Annotated in this window: 3 protein-coding genes; 1 reads left to right on the top strand and 2 read right to left on the bottom strand. The window is 71.2% G+C overall.

What is annotated here, in order from left to right; translation table 11 throughout:
• Positions 1–14: 14 nt before the first annotated feature.
• The gene (locus ACFWVE_RS34990; RefSeq protein WP_384023293.1) at positions 15–428 is read right to left on the bottom strand and encodes a VOC family protein; all 414 of its coding nucleotides are present in this window, start codon (positions 426–428) and stop codon (positions 15–17) included.
• 10 nt (positions 429–438) lie between these two features.
• A complete protein-coding gene (locus tag ACFWVE_RS34985; RefSeq protein WP_384023290.1) occupies positions 439–882 on the bottom strand; it encodes a helix-turn-helix transcriptional regulator in 444 nt (147 codons plus the stop codon).
• Positions 883–1,065: 183 nt separating this feature from the next.
• Here ACFWVE_RS34985 and msrA point away from each other — a divergent pair, with 183 nt between their 5' ends.
• Positions 1,066–1,578, top strand: coding sequence for a peptide-methionine (S)-S-oxide reductase MsrA (msrA, locus tag ACFWVE_RS34980; protein WP_384023288.1), 513 nt, complete (start codon positions 1,066–1,068; stop codon positions 1,576–1,578).
• Positions 1,579–1,669 lie beyond the last annotated feature (91 nt).

Below are 1,669 nucleotides of genomic sequence, written 5' to 3'. Positions count from 1 at the left end.
GCCCGGGGACGGGCTCAGCGCACCTCCTGGATGCGGATCAGGTTGCCCGAGGGGTCACGGAAGGCGCAGTCGCGCACGCCGTACGGCTGCTCGGTCGGCTCCTGGACGACCTCGGCGCTCTCGGCCCCCTGCAGTTTCGCGAACACACCGTCGAGGTCGTCGGTGGCCAGCAGCAGGCCGGCGTAGGTGCCCTTGGCCATCATCTCGGTGATCATGCGCCGCTCGTCGTCGGTGACACCGGGATCGGCGGCCGGCGGGGTCAGCACGATGGACGTGGTGGGCCGGCCGACGGGACCGACGGTGATCCAGCGCATGCCGCCGTACCCGACGTCCTTGCGGACCTCGAAGCCGAGGGTGTCGCGGTAGAAGGCCAGGGAGGCCTCGGGGTCGTCGTGGGGGAGGAAGCTCGCGTGAATGGTGATGTCCATGGAGGTCACGCTAGAGGGGCCCGGCTTTGGAAGCTTCTCGATTCCTGACCGGTCTGGTCACCTGCTTCGCCACGCACGCCGGCATCCCCTCCGTGGCGTCCGCGGCAAGGCGCCGGTAGGCGCTCGGCGGCATGCCGACGAGTTCGGTGAAGCGCGTGCTGAACGTGCCCAGCGACGAGGAGCCCACCGCGAAACACACCTCGGTCACGCTCAGGTCGCCGCGGCGGAGCAGGGTCATGGCCCGCTCGATGCGCCGCGTCATCAGGTAGCTGTACGGAGACTCGCCGTACGCGGCCCGGAACTCCCGGCTCAGGTGCCCGGCCGACATGTGTACGCCCCGGGCGAGCGCCTCGACGTCCAGCGGCTGCGCGTACTCCCGGTCGATCCGGTCGCGGACCCGGCGCAGCCGCGCGAGATCGCGCAGCCGCTGTGCCGGGGCGGGTGGGGCGGTCATGTGCGAAATCGTACCCACGGAGGCTGTCCGGCCCGGGCGGAAACCCCGGAGCGGGCGGGCGTGGACGGAACAACAGGGCTCCCGGCATGGTTGAGACCGGTGCGCGTACGGCCGCGGCCGTACGGGATCATGAGTGAGAGGCGGACGTGTCCGTCGAAGGACGCGGCAGAAGGGCGAGAGACGATGACGAGGACCGAGGAGAAGGCGCTGCTGGCGGGCGGCTGTTTCTGGGGCATGGAGGAGCTGATCCGCACGTTCCCGGGTGTCCTGAGCACCCGCGTCGGCTACAGCGGCGGCGACGTCCCCAACGCCACGTACCGCGACCACGGCACCCACGCCGAGTCGATCGAGATCACCTACGACCCGGCGGTCACCGACTACCGCACGATCCTGGAGTACTTCTTCCAGATCCACGACCCGAGCACCAGGAACCGGCAGGGCAACGACATCGGGCCGAGCTACCGCTCCGCCATCTTCTACTTCGACGACGAGCAGAAGCGCGTCGCCGAGGAGACGATCGCCGACGTCGACGCGTCGGGTCTGTGGCCGGGGCCCGTGGTCACCGAGGTCGCACCGGCCGGCCCGTTCTGGCTGGCCGAGCCCGAGCACCAGGACTACCTCCAGCGGTACCCGGACGGCTACACCTGCCACTTCGTACGCCCCGGCTGGCGCCTGCCCCGGCGCGCGGAGGCCTGAGCCGCCGAGGTGCGCGGCGCCGGGGCTCCGGACCGGAGCCCCGGCGCTCAGTCGATGCCCGGAGCGGCGATCGGGCCGACCTCGGCCGGCC

Origin of the sequence: Streptomyces sp. NPDC058632, assembly GCF_042717095.1 — a bacterium.
Lineage (GTDB): Bacteria > Actinomycetota > Actinomycetes > Streptomycetales > Streptomycetaceae > Streptomyces.
Note: the sequence above shows the minus strand (reverse complement) of the source record. Positions and strands in the feature narration are given on the sequence as shown.

Excerpts from the sequence above, each read along its gene's own strand:
- ACFWVE_RS34990 (WP_384023293.1), bottom strand. The coding sequence starts at position 428 with ATGGACATCACCATTCACGCGAGCTTCCTCCCCCACGACGACCCCGAG.
- ACFWVE_RS34985 (WP_384023290.1), bottom strand. The coding sequence starts at position 882 with ATGACCGCCCCACCCGCCCCGGCACAGCGGCTGCGCGATCTCGCGCGG.
- msrA (WP_384023288.1), top strand. The coding sequence starts at position 1,066 with ATGACGAGGACCGAGGAGAAGGCGCTGCTGGCGGGCGGCTGTTTCTGG.